The 24519-nt window shown below is 69.6% G+C and carries 3 protein-coding genes (1 of these 3 running past the window's edge); all 3 read right to left on the bottom strand.

The annotated features are described in order from the left end of the window. Tightly spaced (each overlapping or abutting the next), the 3 genes in view from WMF34_RS16595 to asnB form a layout consistent with a single transcriptional unit that may run on beyond the window. On the bottom strand, positions 1 to 2729 hold the 5' portion of the coding sequence (locus tag WMF34_RS16595) for an SDR family NAD(P)-dependent oxidoreductase (RefSeq protein WP_437993861.1). It extends 8728 nt beyond the left edge of the window; the window shows 2729 of its 11457 coding nt (coding positions 1-2729); its start codon is at positions 2727 to 2729; its stop codon lies off the left edge, out of view. After that, on the bottom strand, positions 2726 to 22618 hold the full coding sequence (locus WMF34_RS16590) for an SDR family NAD(P)-dependent oxidoreductase (protein WP_437993860.1): 19893 nt from the start codon (positions 22616 to 22618) through the stop codon (positions 2726 to 2728). The genes WMF34_RS16595 and WMF34_RS16590 overlap by 4 nt, the downstream gene beginning before the upstream one ends. Further along, positions 22615 to 24519 carry an asparagine synthase (glutamine-hydrolyzing) gene (gene asnB, locus WMF34_RS16585; protein ID WP_437993859.1) on the bottom strand — a complete coding sequence of 635 codons (1905 nt, stop codon included), beginning with the start codon at positions 24517 to 24519 and terminating at the stop codon, positions 22615 to 22617. The genes WMF34_RS16590 and asnB overlap by 4 nt, the downstream gene beginning before the upstream one ends.

The raw sequence follows: 24519 nt of genomic DNA, 5'->3' as shown, positions 1-24519 counted from the left end.
CGATCCGTGTCCAGGCTCCTTTTAGCGGCCGCCAGCGCCATCTCGAGGTGGCAGGCGCCGGGCAGCACCGCGTCGCGCCGGACGCGGTGATCGCGGAGGAAAGGCTCGTCGCCCGTGAACGTCGAGACGAACTTCGACTCGAACGCCGTCGACACGTTCTCGTGCAGGAGCGGGTGCAGGCGCGCCGCGCCCGAGGGCCGCGCAGCAGGCCGGGTCTCCACCCAGTAGCGCTCGTTCGCGAAGGGGTACTTCGGCAGCCGGACGCGCCCCGGCCCCCCGGCCGGGTAGAGCCTCTCCCAGTCGAAGGGGAGGCCCTTCACCCAGAGCCCTGCGATCCGGTCGTAGTGCCGCCTGAAGACCCAGCTCGCGAGCAGCTCGCGGCCTTCGTCGTCCGACTTGAAGAACGCGATCGCCGCCTTGCTCGTCTCGACCGACCCTCTTGTCCAGTCGCGTTCATCGGGCGGCTCGGCGCACAGCATCTCGAGGCGCTCGACGAGCGCCGCGAGGCTGGCCACCGTGGTCGCGGCGCGCTCCTCCATCGGCTCGCGACCGACCTGGAGAGTGTACGCGATCGACGGCAGATCGGCTTCGGTGTAGCCCTCACGGCGGATCGCCGCGACGAGGTTGCGCGCCTGCGCGCGGAGCTGCGCTTCGCTCTTCGCCGACAGGACGATCACCACCGGTAGCTCGGCCGGCGGCGCCGGCGCCTCGTCGCGCGCGACGTACTCCTCGATGATCACGTGGGCGTTCGAGCCACCCGCGCCGAACGCCGACACCCCCGCGAGCCGCGGGACTTCGCGCTCGACGCCGTCGATGCGGAGGCGCGGCCGCGGCCACGCTGCGAGCTCCTGCTGGACGCGGAACGGAGTGCGGTCGAAATCGATGTGCGGGTTCAAGGTCCGCGCGTGCAGGCTCGGGGCGAGCTGGCGATGCTCGAGCTGGAGGAGCACCTTCGTCACGCCGGCGATGCCGGCCGCGCTCTCGCCATGGCCGATGTTCGACTTCACCGAGCCGATCGCGCACGTTTGCACGAGCGCCTCGCCGCTGGCCTTCTGGAACGCCTTGCTCAGGCCGGCGATCTCGATCGGGTCGCCGAGGCTCGTCCCCGTCCCGTGCGCCTCGATGTAGCTGATCGCGCGCGGATCGATGCCCGCCCTCTGCAGGGCGTCGGTGATTACCTCGCTCTGCGCGTTCGGGTTCGGGACGGAGTAGCCGTTCGTCCTGCCGCCGTGGTTGACGCTGGTCCCCTTGATCACGCCATAGATGTGATCGCGGTCGGCGATGGCGCGGGAGAGCGGCTTGAGCAGCACCGCGCCGACCCCTTCGCTAGGAACGTAGCCGTCTCCTCCCTCGCCGAAGCTCTCGCACCGCCCCGCGCTCGAAACGAACTGCCCCTGGCTCAAGGCGAGGTATTTGTTCGGGTGAACGGAGACGTTCACCCCGCCGGCGATCGCCAGATCGCACTCGCCTTCGAGGATGCTGCGGCAGGCGAAGTGGATCGCGGTGAGCGCCGACGAGCACATCGTGTCCACCGCCACGCTCGGCCCGTGGAAGTTGCAGAAGAACGAGACGCGATTCGCGATCGACGATGGGCGGCCGCTCGGCACCAGCGGCTGCTCGGCGCCTTGTGAAGGGACGCCGTAGAGCTGGTATTCCTCGTACATCACCCCGACGAACACGCCCACACGGCCGCGCACCGCGGGCCCGCTCAGCGAATCGCGCGTGTAACCGGCATCCTCGAGCGTCTCGTACGCGCACTGCAGGAAGAGCCGCTCCTGCGGGTCGATGAGCTGCGCCTCGCGCGGCGAGACGTGGAAGAAGAGCGGATCGAACCGGTCCACACCGTCGATAAATCCGCCCCACTTGCTGTAGCTCTTTCCGATCCGCCCTTTCTGCGCGTCGAAATAGGCGCGGTAGTCCCAGCGGTCGGGCGGGATCTCGGTGATGCAGTCCTTGCCCGACCTCAAGTTGTCCCAGAACTCCCCGAGATCGTTCGCCTGCGGGTAACGGCCGCTCACGCCGATGATCGCGATGTCATACGGGCCGGCGCCACGAGCGGATACGCCAGGAGGCGCCGCAACGGGCGGCGCTGCAATAGGCGGCGCTGCAACGGGCGGTGCTGCAACGGGCGGCGCTGCGACAGGCGGCGCTGCAACAGGCGAATCGACGCTGGCAGAGACGGCCTTGCGCACGGCCACAACCGGACGGCCGAGGGGACGCGCGCTGCGCGGAGGCGCGCTGACCGGACGGTCGAGCGCGCTAGGAGCGCTTTTCCCGAGGATCCGGGACAGCGCGGCGCGGTGGTTCTCGAGGAAGTGCCGCGCGACAGCGTCGATCGTGTCGAACTCGAAGAACAGGGTCTTCGACAGCGGGCCGAAGTGCTTCTCCAGCGCGCTCGTCAGGTGCATGACGACGACCGAGTCAATCCCGTACCGCTCGAGAGGTGTGTCGGCATCGACCCGATCGAGCGGCAGCTTGAGCGCCGATGCGACCTGCTTCCGGAAGTAATCGACGACCTCGGCCTCGACGAGCTCGACTGCACCGCCTGACGGGGGCGTCGCGGCGATTTGCGCGGCCGCCGGCGCGGCGGCTCGCTCTGAGCGGAGGCGAGCGCGGACGGCGCGAAGGCGGTCCAGCGCCTCCGCGCGCGTCAGCTTCTGCTCCTTGATCAGCGAGAACAGCGCGGCGATCTCGTCCCGCGCATCCGCGTCGTGCGACCCCTGCGTCATGCTACGAGCCACTCCCGGAACTCGTCCTCCGACAGGACGCCTTCCACCATCGTTTCGAAGAGCTCCATGTAAAGCGTGGAGTCGTCGTCCGCGTCCGTGAGCGCTTCTCGTGACGCCTCGGTCGCGAAGACCCCGACATGTGCGAGGCCGCTCGCCATGGTCCGGTAGAACGCCGCGATGCCGTGCTCGGTCGCGAGCGGGATCACACCATGCGTCTGACGCAGCCGCTGCACGGTCGAGGCGTCCATCTGCATGCCGCCGCTCTCCCACAGCGGCCAGTCGATCGACACCGTCCGGCCCTGGCGACGGCCAGCGCGCACAAGCTCGCTGCGCTGCTCCGCAAACCGCGCCATGAACGCGTTCGCCGCCGCGTAGTCCGCCTGCCCCACATTCCCAACGAGCCCCGCCACCGACGAAAACACCACCATGTGGTCCAGCGCCAGATGCTTCGTCGCCTCATCCAGGTGCACGAGGCCACGCACCTTCGGCCCCAGCACGCTGCGCCACTGCGCCTCCGTCTTGTTCACCACGAAGCTGTCCTGGAGCACCCCCGCCGCGTGCACTAGCCCGTTCAGCCCTCCGTGCTCCGACTGCAGCTGCTCCACCGCTCGCGACACCGCTGCTCCGTCGCTCACGTCGAGCTGCATGTACTCCACGCGCGAACCTCGACCGCGCAGCGACTCCACCGCCGCTTGCTTCGTGCCGCTCAGCCGCGAGCGCCCCGTCAGGATCAGCGTCGCTCCAGGCGCTCGGTCGATGATCTCCTTCGCAAACAGAAGCCCAAGGCCCCCCGCTCCCCCCGTGATCAGGTACACGCCGTCTTGCTTCCACGGCACCTCGGCCGCTGCTGCTCGCGACTCCACCACAGGTTCCAGCGCCGACGTCTGCCGCTCCCCACCCTGGTAGCGGATCTCTACATCACCTCTCGCCGCCGCGTTCTCCTCGAGCTTGTCCAGCAGCGTCGCGCTGTCCTCAAGCTCCAGCACCTGACCCACGAGCTTCGGGTTTTCCTGGCTCGCGCTCTTCAGCAGCCCGGACACCGCACCGAGCCGCTCGCCTCGCTCACCCCGCGACAGCGCCACCTGCAGCAGCACCTCACCCCGGGGTCGCTCCCGCAGGATCGTCTGCACCGTCGTCATCACCTGCTCGACGACCTGCTCGAACTCCTCCGCCACGCCGCCGCCGGCGCGCAGCGTCGTAATCTGTGCTCCCGGCAGCCGCTCGCTCAGCGCTGCGACCTGCGAGCCGTAGGCGCTGTCCAGCAGCACCCATCGCTGTACGTCCCCAGAACGCCCGCTCTGCGCCGAATGCTCCACCGGGCTGTGCCGCCAGCGCCGCCGCAAGAGCTCTACCCCGCTCCGGTGCTGCGCCCGGCTCGCGAAGCCGGCCAGCCGCACGCACACAACACCCCCGTCGTCGCACAGCTCCAGCGTCAGCTTCTCGCCTCCACGCTCCTCGCGGATCACCACGTACCCGGACGGCGGGCTCGCTCCGAACACCTGCGCCGCGTCCAGCGCAAACGGCAGCGTCAGCGTCTGACCATCGCTCAGCGCTATCGTCGCTTGCAGCGCGCTGTCCAGCACCGACGGGTGAAGCACATACTCCTCCCGCCCCGACACCGCGCTCGCAGGCAGCTGCACACGCGCCAGCGCAAAGCGCTCTCCGCCTGTCTCCTCCCCGCGCCACACGCTCACCAGCCCTCGATGCGACGGCCCGTAGTGCAGGCCCATCGCATCGAACGCCGCGTAACACGACGCACCGCTCCGCTCTTGCTCGCACCGCGAACGCAGCTCGCTCACGTCAACCCGCGGCGCTGGCTGCTTCTCCACCAGCCGCGCGTAGCCCTGCGAGTGCACCACACGCTCGCCCGACACGCCCGACACGCCCGCTCCCCCAGAGTAGATCTCGTAGCGCAGCGTCCAGCCCTCGGCTGGCTCAGACCCCTCCGCGCTCTCGACCTGCACGTGCACACGCACGGCCTCCGCACCTCGCTGCACGATCGGCTGCGACCACACCACGTGATGCAGCTCGATCCCGTGCTCGCCTACCTCCCCCTCGCCTCCCACCGCCTCCTGCACCGCACGCCGCGCCATCTCCAGGTACGCGACCCCAGGCAGCACCCGCTCCTCATCCACCACGTGGTCCGCGAAGAACGGCTCTTGCCCCGTGAACTCCGACGTGAACCGCTCCTCCGACAGGCTCGAGGTGTTTGCATGCACCAGCGGGTGAATACGCCCCGCACCCGCTCCCGCCGCCCCAGACCTCCCCCTCGACGACGGCAGCCAGTATCGCTCCCTCTCGAACGGATACGTCGGCAGCGACACTCGCCTCGCCCTGCGCCCCGCGTGCACTCGCGACCAGTCGAAAGCAAGCCCCTTGACCCACAGCTCCAAGAGCCGCGCGTACTTGCCGCGCAATGCCCACTTGCTGATCGCCTCCTGCAGCTCTTCGTCCGACCCGAGCAGCGAAAGCACCTCCTTCTCTCGCTTCACCTCCCCTTGCCAGAGCTCCTCGATCTTGCCTCCGCCGCGCTCGTACGCCGACAGCTTCGACTTCACCTCGTCCAGGTTGGAGGCGATGAACCCGAGACGGTGCTCCATCGCCTCTCGCCCCGTCTGCAGCGTGTACGCGATGTCCTCCAGATCCCCTTCCCCGTACTCCCCCCGCTCCAGCGCTCGTCTCAGCCGGCTCGCCTGCCGACGCAGCGCCTCCGCGCTCCGCGCCGACAGCACCACCGCCACCGCGCCTCGTCCTGCTCCGCTCGCGAGCGCACCCCGCTCGCCCGCGCGCTCCACGTACTCCTCGAGCACCACGGAGGCGTTGGCGCCGCCCGCCCCGAACGACGAGACCCCGGCGATGCGCGGATGCTCTCGCTCCTTCCCATCCACCTTCACCACCGGCCGCCGCCACGCCGACAGCTCGCGCTGCACGAAGAACGGGCTGTTCTCGAAGTCGATGTGCGGGTTGAGCCGCTCCGAATGCAGCGATGGGACCAGCACCCCGTGCTTCATCTGCAGCACCACCTTCGTCACACCCGCTATCCCAGCCGCGCTCTCGCAGTGCCCGATGTTCGACTTCACAGACCCGATCGCGCAGTACCCTCGCTCCTCCGTCCGACGACGAAACGCCTGCGTCAGGCCCGCCAGCTCGATGGGATCCCCGAGCGGCGTGCCCGTCCCATGCGCCTCCACGTAGCTCACGGCACGCGCGTCGACGTTGGCCCTCTCGAGCACCGCCGAGATCACCTCACTCTGCGCCGCCGGATTCGGCACGGTGTAGCCGTTCGTCTTGCCGCCGTGGTTGATGCTCGTCCCCTTGACCACGGCGTAGATGTGATCGCCGTCGTCAATCGCCCGCTGCAGCGGCTTGAGCAGCACCGCCCCGACGCCTTCGGCCGGCACGTAGCCGTCCCCGCCCTCCCCGAAGCTCTCGCAGCGACCCCGGCTCGACACGAACTGAGCCTGGCTCAGCGCCAGATATTTGTTCGGGTGAATCGAGACGTTCACCCCACCGGCGATCGCCAGTTCGCATTCGCCTTCAAGGATGCTGCGGCAGGCGAAGTGGATCGCGGTGAGCGACGACGAGCACATCGTGTCCACTGCCACGCTCGGCCCCTGGAAGTTGCAGAAGTAAGAGACACGATTCGCGATCGACGATGGGCTGACGCTCGGCATCAGCAGCTGCTCCGTGTCCTGCGAAGGGAGGCCATAGAGCAGGTACTCTTCGTACATCACGCCGACGAACACCCCTACACGGCCACGCACCGCAGGCCCGCGCAGCGCGTCGCGCGTGTAGCCGGCGTCCTCGATCGTCTCGTACGCGCACTCAAGGAAGAGCCGCTCCTGCGGGTCCATGATCTGCGCCTCGCGCGGCGAGATGTTGAAGAAGAGCGGATCGAACCGGTCGACGCCGTCGATGAAGCCGCCCCAGCGGCTATAGGTCTTCCCCGGCTTCCCCCTCTGCGGATCGAAGAACTCCTCCAAGCTCCAGCGGTCCTCCGGGATCTCGGTGATGCAATCCCGGCCGGACTTGAGGTTCTCCCAGAACGCTTCGAGGTCGTCGGCGCCGGGGTATCTCCCGCTCACGCCGATGATCGCGATGTCGTGCGGCCGAAGCGGGCGCGCGACAGCGCCTCCGCGCGGCTGCGTGACGAGGCGGTCCCTGCGCGGAGCGCTCGCCGATGCCGGCTCCTGCGGCCGGCGCGCGGCGCTCTTCGCCGGCTCGTCGTCGCCGCCGAGCACCTCGATGAGCCGACGGCGATGCGCCTCCGCGAAATACCGGCTCAGCGACCGGATGTCCTGGTGTTCGAAGAAGAGCGTCTTCGATAGCGGACCGAAGGTCTTCTCAAGCTCCCGCGTCAGCTCCATCACCATCACCGACTCGATCCCATAGCGGTCGAGCGGCGTGTCCCCCTCTATCCGCTCCAGCGGCACCTTCAAGCTCGACGACAGCACCTTTCGGAGCAGCTGCGCTGCCTTCGCCTCCATGACGTCGGACGCGACGGCAGTCGAGCCCGCGTCGTGCGAGGCGTCCCCCTCGCCGGCGGTCGCGTGGGTGGCCGCAAGCTGCGAGCGCCACTTCGCCACATCACCTGCGACGACGCCGACGTGCGCGAGGCCGCTCGCCATGGTCCGGTAGAACGCCGCGATGCCGTGCTCGGTCGCGAGCGGGGTCACGCCGTATGTCTGGCGCAGCCGCCGCACGGTCGAGGCGTCCACCTGCATGCCGCCGCTCTCCCACAGCGGCCAATCGATCGACACCGTCCGGCCCTGGCGATGGCCAGCGCGCACAAGCTCGCTGCGCTGCTCCGCAAACCGCGCCATGAACGCGTTCGCCGCCGCGTAGTCCGCCTGCCCCACATTCCCAACGAGCCCCGCCACCGACGAAAACACCACCATGTGGTCCAGCGCCAGATGCTTCGTCGCCTCATCCAGGTGCACGAGGCCACGCACCTTCGGCCCCAGCACGCTGCGCCACTGCGCCTCCGTCTTGTTCACCACGAAGCTGTCCTGGAGCACCCCCGCCGCGTGCACTAGCCCGTTCAGCCCTCCGTGCTCCGACTGCAGCTGCTCCACCGCTCGCGACACCGCTGCTCCGTCGCTCACGTCGAGCTGCATGTACTCCACGCGCGAACCTCGACCGCGCAGCGACTCCACCGCCGCTTGCTTCGTGCCGCTCAGCCGCGAGCGCCCCGTCAGGATCAGCGTCGCTCCAGGCGCTCGGTCGATGATCTCCTTCGCAAACAGAAGCCCAAGGCCCCCCGCTCCCCCCGTGATCAGGTACACGCCGTCTTGCTTCCACGGCACCTCGGCCGCTGCTGCTCGCGACTCCACCACAGGTTCCAGCGCCGGCGTCTGCCGCTCCCCACCCTGGTAGCGGATCTCTACATCACCTCTCGCCGCCGCGTTCTCCTCGAGCTTGTCCAGCAGCGTCGCGCTGTCCTCAAGCTCCAGCACCTGACCCACGAGCTTCGGGTTTTCCTGGCTCGCGCTCTTCAGCAGCCCGGACACCGCACCGAGCCGCTCGCCTCGCTCACCCCGCGACAGCGCCACCTGCAGCAGCACCTCACCCCGGGGTCGCTCCCGCAGGATCGTCTGCACCGTCGTCATCACCTGCTCGACGACCTGCTCGAACTCCTCCGCCACGCCGCCGCTGGCGCGCAGCGCCGTGATCTGGGCTCCCGGCAGCCGCTCGCTCAGCGCTGCTGCCTGCGAGCCATAGGCGCTGTCCAGCAGCACCCATCGCTGCACATGCCCGCTCTGCGCCGAATGCTCCACCGGGCTGCGCCGCCAGCGCCGCTGCAAGAGCTCTACCCCGCTCCGGTGCTGCACCCGGCTCGCGAAGCCGGCCAGCCGCACACACACAACACCCCCGTCGTCGCACAGCTCCAGCGTCAGCTTCTCGCCTCCACGCTCCTCGCGGATCACCACGTACCCGGACGGCGGGCTCGCTCCGAACACCTGCGCCGCGTCCAGCGCGAACGGCAGCGTCAGCGTCTGACCATCGCTCAGCGCTATCGTCGCTTGCAGCGCGCTGTCCAGCACCGACGGGTGAAGCACATACTCCTCCCGCCCGGACATCGCGCTCGCAGGCAGCTGCACACGCGCCAGCGCGAAGCGCTCTCCGCCTGTCTCCTCCCCACGCCACACGCTCACCAGCCCTCGATGCGACGGCCCGTAGTGCAGGCCCATCGCATCGAACGCCGCGTAACACGACGCACCGCTCCGCTCTTGCTCGCACCGCGAACGCAGCTCGCTCACGTCAACCCGCGGCGCTGGCTGCTTCTCCACCAGCCGCGCGTAGCCCTGCGAGTGCACCACACGCTCGCCCGACACGCCCGCTCCCCCAGAGTAGATCTCGTAGCGCAGCGTCCAGCCCTCGGCTGGCTCAGCTCCCTCCGCGCTCTCGACCTGCACGTGCACACGCACGGCCTCCGCACCTCGCTGCACGATCGGCTGCGACCACACCACGTGATGCAGCTCGATCCCGTGCTCGCCTACCTCCCCCTCGCCTCCCACCGCCTCCTGCACCGCACGCCGCGCCATCTCCAGGTACGCGACCCCAGGCAGCACCCGCTCCTCATCCACCACGTGGTCCGCGAAGAACGGCTCTTGCCCCGTGAACTCCGACGTGAACCGCTCCTCCGACAGGCTCGAGGTGTTTGCATGCACCAGCGGGTGAATACGCCCCGCTCCCGCCGACCCAGACCTCCCCCTCGACGACGGCAGCCAGTATCGCTCCCTCTCGAACGGATACGTCGGCAGCGACACTCGCCTCGCCCTGCGCCCCGCGTGCACTCGCGACCAGTCGAAAGCAAGCCCCTTGACCCACAGCTCCAAGAGCCGCGCGTACTTGCCGCGCAATGCCCACTTGCCGATCGCCTCCTGCAGCTCTTCGTCCGACCCGAGCAGCGAAAGCACCTCCTTCTCTCGCTTCACCTCCCCTTGCCAGAGCTCCTCGAGCTCACCTGCGCCTCGCTCGTACGCCGACAGCTTCGACTTCACCTCGTCCAGGTTGGAGGCGATGAACCCGAGACGGTGCTCCATCGCCTCTCGCCCCGTCTGCAGCGTGTACGCGATGTCCTCCAGATCCCCTTCCCCGTACTCCCCCCGCTCCAGCGCTCGTCTCAGCCGGCTCGCCTGCCGACGCAGCGCCTCCGCGCTCCGCGCCGACAGCACCACCGCCACCGCGCCTCGCCCCGCTCCGCTCGCGAGCGCACCCCGCTCGCCCGCGCGCTCCACATACTCCTCGAGCACCACGTGCGCATTGGCCCCGCCCGCCCCGAACGACGAGACCCCGGCGATGCGCGGATGCTCTCGCTCTTTCCCGTCCACCTTCACCACCGGCCGCCGCCACGCCGACAGCTCACGCTGCACGAAGAACGGGCTGTTCTCGAAGTCGATGTGCGGGTTGAGCCGCTCCGAATGCAGCGACGGGACCAGCACCCCGTGCTTCATCTGCAGCACCACCTTCGTCACACCCGCTATCCCAGCCGCGCTCTCGCAGTGCCCGATGTTCGACTTCACAGACCCGATCGCGCAGTATTCTCGCTCCTCCGTCCAGGCTCGGAACGCCTGCGTCAGGCCCGCCAGCTCGATGGGATCCCCGAGCTCCGTCCCCGTCCCATGCGCCTCCACGTAGCTCACCGCGCGCGGCTCGATCTTGGCTTCCGTGAGCGCCTGCGCGACGAGCTGCGCCTGCGCCACGGGGCTCGGCACGGTGTAGCCATTCGTCTTGCCGCCGTGGTTGATGCTCGTCCCCTTGATCACGGCGTAGATGTGATCACCGTCGTCAATCGCCCGCTGCAGCGGCTTGAGCAGCACCGCCCCGACGCCTTCGGCCGGCACGTAGCCGTCCCCGCCTTCCCCGAAGCTCTCGCAGCGACCCCGGCTCGACGCGAACTGCCCCTGGCTCAGCGCCAGATATTTGTTCGGATGAATCGAGACGTTCACCCCACCGGCGATCGCCAGATCGCACCCGCCGTGGAGCAGGCTCTGGCAGGCGAGGTGAATCGCGGTGAGCGACGACGAGCACATCGTGTCCACCGCCATGCTCGGCCCGTGGCAATCGAGAAAATACGAGACGCGGTTGGCGATCGACGAAGGATTGCCGTTGAGCGCAAACGGCTGACCCAGGACTTGCGCCTGCGCGCCGAAGAGTTGGTATTCCTCGTACATCACGCCGACGAATACGCCCACGGTGCCGGGCGGGCCGCCGGCCGCGGCGGGCTTCTTCAGCGCGTCTCGCGTGTAGCCGGCGTCCTCGATCGTCTCGTACGCGCACTCAAGGAAGAGCCGCTCCTGCGGGTCCATGATCTGCGCTTCACGCGGCGAGATGTTGAAGAAGAGCGGATCGAACCGGTCGACGCCGTCGATGAAGCCGCCCCAGCGGCTATAGATCTTCCCCGGCTTCCCCCTCTGCGGATCGAAGAACTCCTCCAAGCTCCAGCGGTCCTCCGGGATCTCGGTGATGCAATCCCGGCCGGACTTGAGGTTCTCCCAGAACGCTTCGAGGTCGTCGGCGCCGGGGTATCTCCCGCTCACGCCGATGATCGCGATGTCGTGCGGCCGAAGCGGGCGCGCGACAGCGCCTCCGCGCGGCTGCGTGACGAGGCGGTCCCTGCGCGGAGCGCTCGCCGATGCCGGCTCCTGCGGCCGGCGCGCGGCGCTCTTCGCCGGCTCGTCGTCGCCGCCGAGCACCTCGATGAGCCGACGGCGATGCGCCTCCGCGAAATACCGGCTCAGCGACCGGATGTCCTGGTGCTCGAAGAAGAGCGTCTTCGATAGCGGACCGAAGGTCTTCTCAAGCTCCCGCGTCAGCTCCATCACCATCACCGACTCGATCCCATAGCGGTCGAGCGGCGTGTCCCCCTCTATCCGCTCCAGCGGCACCTTCAAGCTCGACGACAGCACCTTTCGGAGCAGCTGCGCTGCCTTCGCCTCCATGACGTCGGACGCGACGGCAGTCGAGCCCGCGTCGTGCGAGGCGTCCCCCTCGCCGGCGGTCGCGTGGGTGGCCGCAAGCTGCGAGCGCCACTTCGCCACATCACCTGCGACGACGCCGACGTGCGCGAGGCCGCTCGCCATGGTCCGGTAGAACGCCGCGATGCCGTGCTCGGTCGCGAGCGGGGTCACGCCGTATGTCTGGCGCAGCCGCCGCACGGTCGAGGCGTCCACCTGCATGCCGCCGCTCTCCCACAGCGGCCAATCGATCGACACCGTCCGGCCCTGGCGATGGCCAGCGCGCACAAGCTCGCTGCGCTGCTCCGCAAACCGCGCCATGAACGCGTTCGCCGCCGCGTAGTCCGCCTGCCCCACATTCCCAACGAGCCCCGCCACCGACGAAAACACCACCATGTGGTCCAGCGCCAGATGCTTCGTCGCCTCATCCAGGTGCACGAGGCCACGCACCTTCGGCCCCAGCACGCTGCGCCACTGCGCCTCCGTCTTGTTCACCACGAAGCTGTCCTGGAGCACCCCCGCCGCGTGCACTAGCCCGTTCAGCCCTCCGTGCTCCGACTGCAGCTGCTCCACCGCTCGCGACACCGCTGCTCCGTCGCTCACGTCGAGCTGCATGTACTCCACGCGCGAACCTCGACCGCGCAGCGACTCCACCGCCGCTTGCTTCGTGCCGCTCAGCCGCGAGCGCCCCGTCAGGATCAGCGTCGCTCCAGGCGCTCGGTCGATGATCTCCTTCGCAAACAGAAGCCCAAGGCCCCCCGCTCCCCCCGTGATCAGGTACACGCCGTCTTGCTTCCACGGCACCTCGGCCGCTGCTGCTCGCGACTCCACCACAGGTTCCAGCGCCGGCGTCTGCCGCTCCCCACCCTGGTAGCGGATCTCTACATCGCCTCTCGCCGCCGCGTTCTCCTCGAGCTTGTCCAGCAGCGTCGCGCTGTCCTCAAGCTCCAGCACCTGACCCACGAGCTTCGGGTTTTCCTGGCTCGCGCTCTTCAGCAGCCCGGACACCGCACCGAGCCGCTCGCCTCGCTCACCCCGCGACAGCGCTATCTGCAGCAGCACCTCACCCCGCGGCCGCTCCCGCAGGATCGTCTGCACCGTCGCCATCACCTGCTCGACGACCTGCTCGAACTCCTCCGCCACGCCGCCGCTGGCGCGCAGCGCCGTGATCTGGGCTCCCGGCAGCCGCTCGCTCAGCGCTGCTGCCTGCGAGCCATAGGCGCTGTCCAGCAGCACCCATCGCTGCACATGCCCGCTCTGCGCCGAATGCTCCACCGGGCTGCGCCGCCAGCGCCGCTGCAAGAGCTCTACCCCGCTCCGGTGCTGCACCCGGCTCGCGAAGCCGGCCAGCCGCACACACACAACACCCCCGTCGTCGCACAGCTCCAGCGTCAGCTTCTCGCCTCCACGCTCCTCGCGGATCACCACGTACCCGGACGGCGGGCTCGCTCCGAACACCTGCGCCGCGTCCAGCGCGAACGGCAGCGTCAGCGTCTGACCATCGCTCAGCGCTATCGTCGCTTGCAGCGCGCTGTCCAGCACCGACGGGTGAAGCACATACTCCTCCCGCCCGGACATCGCGCTCGCAGGCAGCTGCACACGCGCCAGCGCGAAGCGCTCTCCGCCTGTCTCCTCCCCACGCCACACGCTCACCAGCCCTCGATGCGACGGCCCGTAGTGCAGGCCCATCGCATCGAACGCCGCGTAACACGACGCACCGCTCCGCTCTTGCTCGCACCGCGAACGCAGCTCGCTCACGTCAACCCGCGGCGCAGGCTGCTTCTCCACCAGCCGCGCGTAGCCCTGCGAGTGCACCACACGCTCGCTCGACACGCCCGACACCACACGCTCGCCCGACACGCCCGACACGCCCGCTCCCCCAGAGTAGATCTCGTAGCGCAGCGTCCAGCCCTCGGCTGGCTCAGACCCCTCCGCGCTCTCGACCTGCACGTGCACACGCACGGCCTCCGCACCTCGCTGCACGATCGGCTGCGACCACACCACGTGATGCAGCTCGATCCCGTGCTCGCCTACCTCCCCCTCGCCTCCCACCGCCTCCTGCACCGCACGCCGCGCCATCTCCAGGTACGCGACCCCAGGCAGCACCCGCTCCTCATCCACCACGTGGTCCGCGAAGAACGGCTCTTGCCCCGTGAACTCCGACGTGAACCGCTCCTCCGACAGGCTCGAGGTGTTTGCATGCACCAGCGGGTGAATACGCCCCGCACCCGCTCCCGCCGACCCAGACCTCCCCCTCGACGACGGCAGCCAGTATCGCTCCCTCTCGAACGGATACGTCGGCAGCGACACTCGCCTCGCCCTGCGCCCCGCGTGCACTCGCGACCAGTCGAAAGCAAGCCCCTTGACCCACAGCTCCAAGAGCCGCGCGTACTTGCCGCGCAATGCCCACTTGCCGATCGCCTCCTGCAGCTCTTCGTCCGACCCGAGCAGCGAGAGCATCTCCTTCTCTCGCTTCACCTCCCCTTGCCAGAACTCCTCGAGCTCACCTGCGCCTCGCTCGTACGCCGACAGCTTCGACTTCACCTCGTCCAGGTTGGAGGCGATGAACCCGAGACGGTGCTCCATCGCCTCTCGCCCCGTCTGCAGCGTGTACGCGATGTCCTCCAGATCCCCTTCCCCGTACTCCCCCCGCTCCAGCGCTCGTCTCAGCCGGCTCGCCTGCCGACGCAGCGCCTCCGCGCTCCGCGCCGACAGCACCACCGCCACCGCGCCTCGCCCCGCTCCGCTCGCGAGCGCACCCCGCTCGCCCGCGCGCTCCACATACTCCTCGAGCACCACGTGCGCATTGGCCCCGCCCGCCCCGAACGACGAGACCCCGGCGATGCGCGGATGCTCTCGCTCTTTCCCATCCACCTTCACCACCGGCCGCCGCCACGCCGACAGCTCACGCTGCACGAAGAATGGGCTGTTCTCGAAGTCGATGTGCGGGTTGAGCCGCTCCGAATGCAGCGACGGGACCAGCACCCCGTGCTTCATCTGCAGCACCACCTTCGTCACACCCGCTATCCCAGCCGCGCTCTCGCAGTGCCCGATGTTCGACTTCACAGACCCGATCGCGCAGTATTCTCGCTCCTCCGTCCAGGCTCGGAACGCCTGCGTCAGGCCCGCCAGCTCGATGGGATCCCCGAGCTCCGTCCCCGTCCCATGCGCCTCCACGTAGCTCACCGCGCGCGCGTCGACCCCCGCCCTGGCGAGCGCGCTCAGGATCAGCTCGCGCTGCGCCACCGGATTCGGCACGGTGTAGCCGTTCGTCTTGCCACCGTGGTTGATGCTCGTCCCCTTGACCACGGCGTAGATGTGATCACCGTCGTCAATCGCCCGCTGCAGCGGCTTGAGCAGCACCGCCCCGACGCACTCGCCGGGGACGAAGCCGTCGCCCCCTTCGCCGAAGCTCTTGCAGTGCCCGGTCCGGGAGAGCATCCGCTGCGCGGACAGCCCGACGTACGTCGACGGGTGCACGTAAAGATTCACGCCGCCGGCGATCGCGATCTCGCACTCGTCGCGCAGCAGGTGCTCGCACGCCTCGTGGATCGCCGTCAGCGACGACGAGCACATCGTGTCGATCGGCATGCTCGGGCCGCGCAGGTTCAGCAGATAGGAGACGCGATTGGCCACCGAGCCGAACGACGTGTGCGGAAAGCTCTGTCGGTCGTGGAGGCGCATCTCCGGGCCGTGGAGATCGAAGCCGGTCTTCGTGATCCCGGCGAAGACGCCGACCCGCCCCCCGTGCTGCGACGCGATCAGGTCGCGCGTGTAGCCGGCGTCCTCGAGCACGCTCCAGCAGCACTCGATGAAGAGCCGCTCCTGCGGATCGATGTTCATCGACTCGCGCGGCGAGACATTGAAGAAGAGCGGATCGAAGTCGGCGAAGCCGTCGAGGAAACCGCCCCACTTGCCGTAGCTCTTCCCCTCCATCACTGCCTGTTCGGGGTCGGGCTCGTAAAAACCGTCGAGCGACCAGCGATCGGCGGGTATCTCGCGAGTGCAGCTCCGCCCGGCCTTGAGGTGCTCCCAGAACTCGCCGACGTCCTCCGCCTGCGGGTACCGGCCGCTGAGGCCGATGATCGCGATGGGGCCGCGCGCCGGCCGCGCCCCGGCAGCCTCCTCGCTTCGCGGCAGAGGCGCCTCGTCGCGTCGCGCCCCCGCGTCCAGCGGGGCCATGGCGCCGCCCGGCTCGTTCGCGTGGACCGGAGCGTCGGCGAGGCGATCCATTCCGGTCCAGCGCGCGCACGCGGCGGCGTGACGCGCGCTCAGGTGGCCGGCGAGCGCGGCGAGCGTCTGGTACTCGAACCAGAGCGTCTTCGAGATGTCGCCGAACACCTTCGACAGCGCCTCGTTCAGGCGCATGATGAGGAGCGAGTCGATCCCATACAGCTCCAGCGACTCCTCTGGATCGATCTGGCTCGACGGCAGCTTCGTGACGTCAGCAAAGAGCCCGCGGAGCCTGCGCAGCGTCTTCTCTTCGAGGAGTCGCGGATCGATCGCCGCGGCGTCGCGCGCCGCGGTGATCGGCGCCGCCTCGCGCACCGCCTGCGCGGCCGTCGCCGCGGCGCTCCGCGTCGCCGGAGCGGGCGCCGGACCCGTCGCCACCCCCATGGCTTGCAGCCGCTCGATCCCACCTGCGAGGACGACGACACGCGCACGGCTCGACGCGAGCGCCTCGTGAAGCGCGGCGAGCCCTTGCGCGGCGGAGAGCGGCGCGAGCCCGGCTCGATCGAGCGCCTCGGCGGTGACGGGATCCACGTGCATCCCGCCGTCCGCCCACAGGGGCCACGCGATCGCGATCGTCCGCCCGCGGCGCTCCCCGTCCGCGACCAGCCGATCGCGGTAGGCGGCGTACCCGTCCAGGAAGCCGTTCGCCGCCGCGTAGTCCGCCTGCCCCACGTTTCCGAAGACGCCAGCGATCGAGGAGAAGATCGCGAAGAAGTCGAGCGGGAGACGAGCGGTCGCGCGATCGAGGTGGACGACGCCACGCACCTTCGGCGCGAGCACGGCATGCAGGTCGCTCGTCTGCTTTCGAACGATGAAGCCGTCGCGGAGCACGCCTGCCGCGTGAATGACGCCGCTCAGACGGCCGTATCGCTCGAGGATGTCTCGAACGCGCCCCTCCACCGCGGCGACGTCCGCGACGTCCATGGTCAGGTACTCGACGCGCGCCCGCCGCCGCTCGCCCTCCGCGCGCAGTGCATCGAGCGCGGCGCGCAGCTCGCCGGTGAGCGGCGAGCGTCCCGCGAGGAGCACCGTCGCCCCGTCGGCGTGCTCGACGATGTCGCGCGCGACGATCCGCCCGATGCCGCCGCCTCCGCCGGCGATCAGGTACACGCCATCGCTCTTCCAGCCGGCCTGCGCGCCCGGCGCCCGAGCGCCGTCGTCCGGCGCCGGTGCGAGCGCGGCCACGGTCGCGACGTACCGGCCGCCCTCGCGATAGCGAATCACCCGATCGTCGCTCGCCGCCGCGTCGCTCCGCAACCTCGCTGCCAGCTCGTCGGCCCGCATCGGCGAGGCGATCTGGACGAGCTGCGCGACGAGGTCGGGGTTCTCCCGGCTCGCCGTCTTCAGCAGACCGGAGACCCCCGCGAGCGCCTCCGCCCCCTCGCCCTGGTGGCTCACCACGACCTGGAGCAGCGCTCGCCCGTCGAGCCGATCGCGCAGGAGCTCGCGGACGCGCTCGAACACCTGCTCGACACGCCCCGCGAAGCGATCTGCCAGCGTGCCGCCGTGGACTCGCAGCGCCTCGATCTCGGTCCCGGGGCAGGCGCTCGCCAGCGCGCGCGCCGCGTCTTCGTACGCCGGCTCCACGAGGACGCAGCGCCTCGCGAACCGCGCCGCGGCGCGGTCGCCCTCGCGCGCATCGCCGGCCGCCTCCTTCGCGTCCCAGCGTGGCTCGAAGAGGAGCGGGGCAGACGCCGTGCCGCCGGGCAACGGGAACCAATACCGCTCCCTCGCGAACGGATAGGTCGGAATGCTCAGGCGGGCGGGCGTACGATCCTGGTACAGCGCATCCCACGCGATCGTCGTTCCTTGCACCCAGAGCTCGCCCAGCTCGCTCAGCCGCTCCTCGCGCGCGCGGGCACCGAGCAGCCGGCCCGTGGCTGCATCGCTCGCGGACGGCGCCCCCGTCTCGCCGCGGCGCTTCGCCTGCCCCATGAAGACCCCGGGAGCGCGGACACCTCGCGCCAGCTCGCCGAGGACGTCGACGATCCGGCGCCGGCCGTCGGCCACGAACGCCGCCCGGCAGGCCATCGCCTCTCGCCCGATCTGGAGCGTGTAGGCAAGGGCGGTCAGGTCGAGCGCCGGCTGCCGTTCAAGCCATCGCGCGAGCTTCGCAGCGTACGCCTCGAGGCGCTCCGGCCTCTTCGCCGAGAGGACGATCAGCACCGGCAGACCCGCCTCCGCGAACGTCACCTCGCCCGAGCGCGGCGGCGCCTCCTCGATCACGACGTGCGCGTTCGTCCCGCTGAAGCCGAACGAGTTGATCGCAGCGCGCCGCGGCGACCCCGCCCGCCGCGCCCACGGACGGAGCTCGGTGTTGACGTAGAATGGGCTTCCCTCGAAGGTGATGTGCTCGTTCCGCGTCGCGTAGTGGATCGTCGGCGGCAGCCGTTCGTGTCGAAGCGCGAGCAGGACCTTGAGCACGCCGGCAACGCCGGCGCCGGCGAGCCCGTGACCGATGTTGCTCTTCACCGAGCCGAGCGCGCAGTACTCCCGCTCGTCGGTGTACGCTCGGAACGACTCGGTCAGCGCCTGCACCTCGATCGGGTCGCCTAGCTTGGTGCCGGTGCCGTGCGCCTCCACGAGGGAGATGGTCTCGGGGTCGATCCCGAAATGGTCGTACACCTGCTTCTGCAGCGCGGCTTGGGAGGTCACGCTGGGCGCGGTGATGCCGTTGGTCCGCCCATCCTGGTTCAGCGCCCATCCACGAAGGACCCCGGCGATGATGTCCCCGTCCCGCACCGCGTCGGCGAGCCGCTTCAAGAGGACGACGCCGACGCACTCCGCCGGCACGAAGCCGTCGGCGCGCGCGTCGAACGTGAAGCAGCGCCCGCGCGGGGAGAGCATCCCCGCGCCGCTGCCGATGATATGGGTCTCCGGCCGCACGGCGACGCTCACGCCGCCCGCGAGGGCGAGATCACTCCGCCCGAGCAGCAGCGAGTCGCACGCCTCGACGATCGCGACGAGCGACGACGAGCAGGCCGTGTCAATCGCGAGGCACGGCCCCTTCAGGTTCAAGCAGTACGAGATCCGCGCAGCGAGGATCGATGACGAGCTGCCCATCAGCCAGTGCAGCGTGAGATCGGTGCCGTCGCCCACCCGGACGTAGTCGCCCGGCATGCAGCCAACGTAGACCCCGCAGCGGCTCCCCGAGAGCCGCTGCGGATCGATCCCGGCCGACTCGATGCAGCTCCAGCAGTGCTCGAGGAACAGCCGTTGCTGGGGATCCATCAGCTCGGCTTCCGTCGGCGTGATGCCGAAGAACAGCGGATCGAACCGATCCACGTCGTCCAGCACCCCCATCCACTTGCTGTAGGTCTTGCGCGGGGCGTCCGGCCTCGGGTCGTAGTGCTCCGCGATCGCCCAGCGATCCGGCGGGATCTCCGTCACGCAGTCGACGCCGCGCGCGATGTTCTCCCAGAACTCGTCCAGGTCCCTCGCCTTCGGAAACGCCCCCGACATCCCGATAACCGCGATGCCTTCATGCTCAGGTGCCGGGCGCGGGGCGCGCGCCTCGGGCTCGCGCGCGGGACGCGCTGCAATGTCGCCCCCGAGAGCGGGGCGCTCTCGCTCGGTCGCGACAGGTCTCCCCGCGGCTGCACGCACATCGAGCTCGCCCGAGAGGTGCGCCGCGAGCCGTCGAACGGTGGAGTGGTCGTAGAGGCGCGTCGCCGGCAGGGACACGCCGTACGCCTTGTTGATCGCCCGTGTCCACTCGACGCCCACGATCGAGTCGAGCCCCAGATCCACGAACGGACGGTCCACGTCGACGTCGCCGGGTTCCATGTAGAGCGCGTCCGCAAGGCTCTTTGCGAGCTCGACCTGGAGCGCGTCGAGCTCGCTCGATCGCGCCGCCCCGACGCGCGCGTCGCGAGGTTGCCCTTCAGCATCGTCGCGCGAGAGATGCAGCGCATCCTCCCCGCCATGCTGCGCCGACGGGCCGGCGCCCGCTCCGCCGAGCATCGGCGAAAGGTGCCGGGCCAGGCGGCCAATCGTGGGGTGGTCGTACACGCATGTCGCCGGCAGCGATAGTCCGTACGCTTTGTTGATCGCCCGTATCCACTCGACGCCGACGATCGAGTCGAGACCGAGCTCCGTGAAGGGACGATCCGGATCGATCTCCGCACGGTCCGTGTAGAGCGCCTCGGCCAGGCTGCTCGTCAACCCCTCTTCCAGCGCCCCGAGGTCGTGCGCTCGCGCGCGTCCAGCCTCGGCCGCGCCGCCGCGCGGGCGGCGGTGCGCGACCGCCGATACCTCCGTGCGCGGGGCGATCGACGACAGGTGGGCCGCGAGGCGGCGGATCGTGGGATGGTCGTACACGCACGTCGCCGGCAGCGACAGCCCGTACGTCGTGTTGATCACCCGTACCCACTCGACGCCGACGATCGAGTCGAGACCGAGCTCCATGAAAGGACGGTCGGGCTCGACGTCCGCCCGGTCCATGAAGAGCGCCTCGGCCAGACTCCCCGTGAGCTCCTGCTCCAACGCGGCGAGCGATCGCCCGCCGGCTGCGTTATCCACGGGCGACGCGCGCCGGTCGCGTGCGGTCGCCGTCGTTCCTGGCATGTGGCCTCCCACGCCGCCCTCGGTCGCGCGGGGGGTCACCCGCTCGACGCCCGCGATGGCCGACGAGGCCGCCCCGCCGGCTGGTGAACCGCCCCCGTACGGCGCGGCTCCCATGGCCGACCCGGCGACGACCGCCGCCTGGTTCACGGCGGCGCCCACAGGCGAGAGCGACACCGTATGTTCGACGCCCGACGACACTGCGGGCGCAGCGAACCGCTCTTCCCCGGGCGCTCGCAGCGCGATGCCGCTTGGCTTCTCGATCGCGGCCGGGCCAGGCGGCGCCACGGTGGGCGAGACCTCGGGCGCGGGGGCGACCTGACGCCGCGTCACCCAGTACCTGCGCCGCTCGAACGAGAACAACGGCAGCGCGATCGTGCGGGGGACGGCGCCGGCGTACAGGCCGCGCCACGGGATCGACTGGCCGCGGACCCAGAGCTCCGCGAGCGACGACAGCGCCCGGCCGCCGATGTGCGCGTCGACGACCGCCGCGTCCACCGGCGCGCCCTTCGCCGTCCGCACATTCCCTCGGAAGCAACCGGCAGGGTCGACGCCCGAGACAAACGCTCGCAGCTGCTCGGACAGCGCCGCGGAGTCCTCCGCGATCAGCGCGAGTCGCTCCTCGAACTCCTCGCGCGTCGTCTGCAGGGAGTAAGCGAGCTCCGAGAGCGCAACCGGCGCCTCGACCGCTCTCGCCCCGATGTGCTCGACGAGCGCCTCCGCCCAGGCGCGCAGCCGCGCCGGCGTGGGGGCCGACAGCGCGACGAGGTGGGGGCCGGGGGCCGGCGCGCTCGCCTCGGGCGGCGGCGCGCAGTGCTCCTCGACGACGACGTGCGCGTACGCGCCGCCGTACCCGAACGCGCTCACGCCTGCGCGCCTCGGCGGCGCACCGTCACCCGGCTCGCCCGCGGGCCATGCGCGGGTGCTCGTCGGGAAGTAGAACGACGTTCCGTCGAGCGAGATCCGCGAATTGAGCTCGTCGAAGTGGAGGTTTCCGGGGATCGCCCCGTGCTTCAGGGACAGGAGCACCTTGATGAGGCCGGCGACGCCGGCCGCGGCCTCGAGGTGGCCGATGTTGGTCTTGAGCGCGCCCAGCGCGCACGTTCCGGGCCGCACTCGCCGCTCGCTGCCCTGCTCTCTCAGCGCTTCGAACGCCTGCTTGAGCCCGAGGAACTCGATGGGATCGCCGAGCGACGTGCCGGTCCCGTGCGTCTCGATGTAGCCGACGGTGTCGGGGTGCACACCGGCGTCGCGGTACGCGTCGATCAGGAGCTGGCGCTGCTGCGCCGGGCTCGTGACGGTCAACCCGCGCGTTCGGCCGCCGTGGTTGATCGCTCCCCCCTTGATGACACCGTAGATGTAGTCACCGTCGCGAAGCGCATCGCGGAGCGGCCTCAGGAGGACCGCGCCGGCGCCCTCGCCACGCAAGTAGCCGTTGGCCCGAGCGTCGAACGTCCTGCACACGCCGTCCTTCGACAGCATCCCGGCGCTCCTGAAGGCCAAGAAGCGACTCTCCGTCCAGCAGAGGTTGGCGCCGCCCGCGAGCGCCGCCTCACATTCCCCCGCACGGATCGCCCTCGCAGCCAGGTGCACGGCCACGAGCGAGCTGGAGCACGCCGTGTCGACCGTGACGCTCGGCCCGCGGAAATCGAAGAAAAACGAGACGCGGTTGGAGAGGATCGAGCCAGAGGTCCCGGTCGAGCCGTAGAGGCTGGCGTCATACGCGTCGTGCTCGTGCAGGAGCTCTGCGTAGTCGTCGTTGCACACCCCCATGAAAACGCCGATCTTCCGTCCCTCCAGCGACGACGGCTTGACGCGCGCGTCCTCGAGCGTGTGCCAGAGGACCTCGAGCAGCATTCGCTGCTGCGGGTCCATGAGCTCGGCCTCCTTCGGCGAGATCTTGAAGAACGCGGCGTCGAAGCAGTCCGCGTCCTCCACGAAGCCACCGCGGAACTCGCCCGCGCGCGCCGCATCGCTCCACCGCCCGGGCGGCACTGCCGTGATCGCGCACCGGCCGCTGCGCAGGTTCTCCCAGAGCTGCTCGGGCCCGCGAGCCTGCGGGAATCGGCCCCCCACGCCGACGACGGCGACATCCGACCCGCCGAGGTCCGGGCTCTTCTTCTCATCTTTCATGCGATGAGCCTCCCGTCGAACCGCCGGACGAGCAGCGGCTCGATCGTCGGCGGCGCCGGCACGTCACGCTCCACGAAGCGCCGGTGGAGCAGCGCCGTCGAGAGAAGGAACAGAAATGTCTGATTCTCCGCCTGGCTGATCGATTCGGCCGGCTTCGAGAGAATCCGCTCGACGAACGCCGCGCAGAATTTCACATCCAGCACGCCGATCTTCTCGAGCTCGGCCTTGGATCGGATCACGGAGAGGTAGTCGGGCTGGCGCTTCAGGAACGCGCTCGCGTCCGGCGCGCGGTAAGGCTGCTTCGGCTTCTTCAGAATTCGCTCGGGCAGCTTTGCGGCGAACGCCTTCTTGAGCAGGTATTTCTCGTCGAAGCCGTCGTCGAACGCGAGGCTCGTCGCGCACCCCAGCGCGACGACGTCCGGATCCAGGAACGGGCAGCGATTCTCCACGCCGTGCGCGAGGCTCATCCGGTCGCCCTGGGTCGACAGCAGATATCCTGCCAGCAACGTCTTGAACTCCAGCCACTGCGCCTTCTGGACGCGCGAGAGGGGCGCGTACCGCTCGTGCGGCGCCGCGACGTGCTCGGTCAGGGGCCGGAGCGCGTCGTGCCGCCCCGCCAGCAACCTCGCCGAGAGCTGCGAATTGAGGAATCGCAGCTCATGCGAGAAGAAATCGGTGGGCGGATCGCGCGAGAGCCGCTCGAAGAGCGCGGCGAGCGCCGCGTGGTTCCGCTCGTCGAACTGCCGCAGATACGGATACAGGCGCGAGAGCTTGCGCTGCCGCGCGGCGGGCTCCATCTCCGCCCACTCGGCGCGGAGCAGGGTCTCTCTGAAGATGTCGTAGCCGAGGAACGCCTCGTCCGCGCCCTCGCCGGTCAGCACCACCTTGATGCCGTGGTCCTTCACCAGCCGGGACAGGAGAAACATCGGCACGAACGCGGTCCGGAACACCGGGACCTCGGCGTGCCAGAGCGCCTCGGGGAAGGCGTCGACGATCTCCTGGCTCCCGATCCGGATCGATGCGTGCTCCGTCCCGAGGAAGGACGACATCAGCTCCTGGTCGCCCGATTCGTCGAACTCGTCCTCTTCGAAGCGGATCGAGAAGCTCTTCGTTCTACCGGTCGAGTTCTCCGCGATCAACGTCGCGACGATCGCAGAGTCGATCCCCCCGCTCAGGTAGGTGCCGACCTCGACGTCGCTGCGCAATCGGAGCTGCACGCTCTTCGAGAGCGCGTCGCGCACCTGCGCTGCGGCCTCCTGCTCGGAGAGGTCGGGCGGGGGGCGATCGATCCTCAGCGGCGCGTAGTGAACGATGTCGAACGAGCTCCCCGTGACCTGCGCGTACGCGCCGGCCGGGACCTGCCTCACCGAGCGGAACCCGCATTGATCCTCCAGCGGCGTCCAGATGCGGAAGATCGACGCGAGCTGTCCAGGGTCGAGCTCGAAGCGGAACGGCTCGTACTCCAGGAAGCACTTCAGCTCCGAGCCGAAGACGACCCCTTCCGCGTCGCGCACGTAGTAGAGCGGCCGCTTGCCGAACCGATCTCTCGCCAGCACCAGCGTTTTGTCGCGCCGATCGTAGATACAGAACGCGAACGCGCCGTTCAGACGCGTGAACGCCGCCGGGCCCCACGCGATCCACGCGTGAAGCAGCACCTCCGTGTCGGAGCTCGAGGCGAACCGGTGGCCGGCGGCGGCCAGCTCCGCTCCGAGCTCCTTGTAGTTGTAGATCTCGCCGTTGAAGACAATCCAGTACCGGCCCGTCGGATCGCCGATCGGCTGCTGGCCGCCGGCGAGATCCACGATGCTGAGGCGCGCGTTGCCGATCGCGACGGAGTCGTCGAAGTAGTACCCCATCTCGTCGGGGCCGCGGTGGCGGAGGCGCGCCAGCATTCGCACCAC

Origin of the sequence: Sorangium sp. So ce145 (assembly GCF_051525985.1) — a bacterium.
In the GTDB taxonomy this organism is placed as follows: Bacteria; Myxococcota_A; Polyangia; order Polyangiales; family Polyangiaceae; genus Sorangium; species Sorangium cellulosum_B.
Note: the sequence above shows the minus strand (reverse complement) of the source record. Positions and strands in the feature narration are given on the sequence as shown.

Excerpts from the sequence above, each read along its gene's own strand:
- WMF34_RS16590 (WP_437993860.1), bottom strand. The coding sequence starts at position 22,618 with ATGAAAGATGAGAAGAAGAGCCCGGACCTCGGCGGGTCGGATGTCGCC.